This is a genomic window from Mycobacterium sp. TH-M11, assembly GCF_057473725.1.
The window spans coordinates 1-2,721 of sequence record NZ_JBYCLD010000437.1 but is presented as its reverse complement, the minus strand read 5'-3'; the positions used below and the strand labels follow the sequence as shown (position 1 = coordinate 2,721).

Below are 2,721 nucleotides of genomic sequence, written 5' to 3'. Positions count from 1 at the left end.
TCGCCCATGATTCCTCCTCAGGCTCACTTTTCCAGCGCCCACTGGTAACGGCTTTCCTCGCGTGGCTGGATCATCCGAATCGGCAGCTGCCGGTGCCGGGGCGTGCCAATAAAGTTGGGCCGCAGAATGACTCGGCCGACACCGCGTTGCGGGCCGAGGTAGGTCGTCGCGTTGGGCCAGACGACCTTGTTCACCTGCCCGATGCGGCCGTTGACGTAACCGGCGAATTCGGAGAAGCGTGGTTCGAGAGTGACCACCGCGCCGGCTGCCGCGGAGCGTACGACGAATTGCGTAAACAGTTGGGCGTCACCGAGATTGATGCTCGTATCGACATCGTCGAAGGGCATGTAGACGGGGTAGCGGTCCGACGTCTCACCGACCAGAACGCCGGCTGACCCGATTGGCAGGTGATAGTGGCGGTCACTGACCGGGGTACGGCCTGACAGCGCCGCTCGCTGGCCGCCGAACAAACACGAGAAGCCCCGCGGTGTCCGCGGAAGGGACAGCGTTGTCAGCAATACCGTGGACTGCGGCGCGGCGCCGGGCACGAGACGGACCCGGGTGATCGTGTGGTCGGCCTGCTCAGACCACCAGACGTCCGGCCCGCCCGGAGCCGCGTAGGCGGCGGTGAATGCGCTGCGGCCCTTGATGAATGACCATGTCTCGTGCTCGAAGCTGATTTCGGTGGCCTGGTCGAAGCTGTCGAAACTGCGCGCACACCGTGCGTCGACGCCCAGGCTGGCCAGCTGGTCGGCGATGCGCGTCGTCGAGGCCACCAGATAGCGGGCCAACCCGGCCACCCCGACGTCGCGCCGATGCGCTGACTTGCGTGCCGCCTCCGGATCGGCGCGCAGCACAATCCACGTGCGTCGATTGGCCGGTGCCGGGTAGGGGCCGATCACCTGCTGGTAGAGCCCGACGAGGTTGGCAGGCGCCGTTTTGCCGACCCGGTATCCGGCGGATACGACGTCGGCTTCAAGATCGGGGCAGTGCGCCTGAACGAGTCGCTCGACCAGCCGGGTGTCGACCACGTCGTCGGTGTGCGCCTCGCCGTTCACGATGACCGTCGGCGTGAACGGCCGGGGAACCAGCTCGATGATCGCGACGAGGTGGTCGTCCTGCCAGCGGACTGCGACGTGATCGCCTGGCAGCACCGTTGCGCCTATTGCCGGTGCGGACGGCGCAGGCGGAGCGTTGCGTCGTCTCCGGCGCCATGCGGTGAACGCTTGCATCCAGCCGCTCAGCCGCCTGTTGCGCACCGTGACGACCGAAATCAGGGCTATCAGTACGGCCAGCGTGATGCCGACCCACAACCGACCCGCTCGCATGGACGCCGCGATGCAGGCCGGTGCCAATACTGCCGCGATTATCGCGTGGCCACTGGAAAACTGCAGCCCCACCACCTTATTCATCGGCGGCTCAATGCCCGTCGAGTCAGCGCCGCTATGCCCAGCACGAGCGCCAGGGCGACTCCTGCCACGGCGACCATGGTGACCGGTCCGCGGTCGGGCGGCGGAATGTACACCGGCGGCGGAATCTTCTTGACGTTGAATTGCGCGAACTTCGGACCGGGGGGCAGATCCCAGGTCAGCGCCGCGACCGGATCAACGACTCCCACGCCGACCACGTTGTCGACACCGCCACCGGGGTGGCGCGCGGTGGCGGTGATCCGGTTGACGATCTGCGCCGCGGTCAGATCAGGGAAGCGCTGTCGTAGCAGGGCTGCCACGCCCGAGACGTATGCCGCCGAGAACGAAGTTCCGGCGATGGGTATCGGGCCGTCTTGGCCCTGCAGCGCGTTCACGGGATTGCCGTCGTAGCCCAAAGCGGTGATGTTGTCCCCGGGCGCGGCAGCGCCCAACCAGGGCCCGTGCATGGAGAAGTTGCTGGGCAGCGCGTCCTGGCCGAAACTGCCGATCGTCAGCACCAGCGGGTCGTACCAGGCCGGCGTCACGATCGTCTGGACTTCCTGCCAGCCGCGCGGGTCGTTGGGTTTCGACGGGTCGGGCGGCGGGTTTTGGGTGCAGTCCTGCCCGGTGTTGCCGGCGGCGACGATGATCACGACATTCTTGACGTTGACGGCGTAGTTGACCGCCGCTCCGAGCGTGGACTCGTCGACGGGTCGGGTCACCTTGACACAGGCCGCTTCGCTGACATTGATGACGTTGGCGCCGATATTGGCGGCGTGCACGATCGCCCGGGCCAGGCTGCGGATGGACCCGGCCGTTTGCGTGCTGTTGGGATCGTTGGGGTCGATGTGCGCACCGACCGGTTGAAAGGCTTCGGATGTCTGCCGCAAAGACAGCAGTCGCGCCTCGGGTGCGACGCCGACGAAGGCGTCGGTAGGAGCGGGCCTTCCCGCGATGATCGATGCGGTCAGGGTGCCGTGGGCGTCGCAATCGGACAGACCGTTGCCGCTCTTGTCGACGAAATCCCCGCCCGGTTCGGCGGGTACCCGCGGCGACGCGTTGACCCCGGTGTCGATGACGGCCACTGTCACGCCGGCGCCGGTGGCGAACTTCTGCGCCTCCGCGACATGCAGGTAGTTGTTGGCCCACGGCGGGTCGGCGAAGTTGGCGCCCGGGAATGACGTCGGCGCCGAGCAGACCCGGCGCTGTTCGGTGGGCTGGTCAGGGCCCAACTGGTCCGGCGGCATCGCCGCCGGGTTGATCACCGGAGGCGCGATCGCCAGTGCGGGAGGCGCGCTCAGCAATGCCAGCA

At 67.3% G+C, this 2,721-nt stretch carries 2 protein-coding genes; both read right to left on the bottom strand.

Annotated features, from left to right (window positions below):
- Window positions 1-23: 23 nt before the first annotated feature.
- Window positions 24-1,412 (bottom strand): type VII secretion protein EccE, encoded by a 1,389-nt coding sequence (gene eccE / locus AC2VOG_RS17110; RefSeq protein WP_486941046.1) that lies wholly within the window; start codon window positions 1,410-1,412, stop codon window positions 24-26.
- Window positions 1,409-2,719 carry a type VII secretion-associated serine protease mycosin gene (mycP, locus tag AC2VOG_RS17105; RefSeq protein WP_486941045.1) on the bottom strand — a complete coding sequence of 437 codons (1,311 nt, stop codon included), beginning with the start codon at window positions 2,717-2,719 and terminating at the stop codon, window positions 1,409-1,411. The genes eccE and mycP overlap by 4 nt, the downstream gene beginning before the upstream one ends.
- Window positions 2,720-2,721: the final 2 nt, after the last annotated feature.

What these genes read in the sequence shown, in the direction of transcription:
- eccE (WP_486941046.1), bottom strand. Translation starts at nt 1,412, where the DNA reads ATGAATAAGGTGGTGGGGCTGCAGTTTTCCAGTGGCCACGCGATAATC.